Consider the following 1,045-nt stretch of genomic DNA (forward strand, 5'->3'; position numbering starts at 1 on the left):
ATCCCAATACCCTAATAGCATCAAAGGACAATTACAAGGTTTAGCTAAATTTACCAAGGTTTATGTTGCAGCCATCAAACAAAATAGAAGTTTATTGCATATCAATGGAGAAACTGAAAATGTATCAAAGGAAGATAAAACTCAAGACAAGGAAACGCCTACGTATACGTAGAGCATGTTGGAGTAAAGAAGGGAGGAAGCACGAAACTTTATGTACAAAGAAAAGAACCAATTCCTTACTAAAAACACCCTCTCACTTCTACCTTCTTGTTAGAAGTATTTCAATAGTTGGAATAACACTTGCGAGTTTGAATCTAATTGCAATCAATTCATCATTAGCAGCAACTTCAGATATATCAGAAAATCGAAGAGTTACTCAAACGACTAATTCAACATTGAACAAAAACTCATCAGATGAAATTCAAGGATTTATTAATGATGTACGTTCCTTTGTTCGCGGCGATTTTTTCGGTAATATTAAGCAGCTCGTTAAAAATTCAATTGGTTCGGTTGATGTCCCCGATTTGGGTCAAGTTGTAAGTGAAATCATGAAAGGTTCGTTTCCATCCGATGGAGTTACATCTAATAAGTTGGAGAATAATATTCCTAATTCCTATGCAATTCGTCAAGATTTAGCCAATCAAAGTGAAAGATTAGGAGCAATTGAAGTAGCGCAGAGTAAAACTCTTTCTAAAAATGCTCAACAGGAGTCTCTAAATACTCTTGAACTAAGTGCTAATTCCGAGGTTGAATCAAGTCAAATGTCAGATGATTCTCAAAATTCTGATACTTCCCAGCAAATCTTGCAAAATATTTCCAATCAACTTAAGAATAATACAATAATTTCCGATTTACTCTTAAAAGAAGCGAATCAGTCACGACAAGATAACGCTTTGGGATTAACTTTAACTGCTCAAGCAGCTACAGAGTTGAATGCGGTAAATACCAGAGAAAGACAAAGTGCGATCGCAGTTGGGAATCGCGCTGTATCTCAAGGTTCTCTGCTGATGATGCCGGGAGGTGCCGTTTTGGGAGAGTAGAGGAG

At 36.7% G+C, this 1,045-nt stretch carries 1 protein-coding gene; it reads left to right on the forward strand.

What is annotated here, in order from left to right; all coding sequences use genetic code 11:
* The first annotated feature begins 308 nt into the window (after nucleotides 1-308).
* The gene (locus tag IQ247_RS32240; RefSeq protein WP_228060246.1) at nucleotides 309-1,040 is read left to right on the forward strand and encodes a hypothetical protein; all 732 of its coding nucleotides are present in this window, start codon (nucleotides 309-311) and stop codon (nucleotides 1,038-1,040) included.
* Nucleotides 1,041-1,045: the final 5 nt, after the last annotated feature.

This window comes from Plectonema cf. radiosum LEGE 06105 (genome assembly GCF_015207665.1).
Lineage (GTDB): Bacteria > Cyanobacteriota > Cyanobacteriia > Cyanobacteriales > Nostocaceae > Rivularia > Rivularia radiosa_A.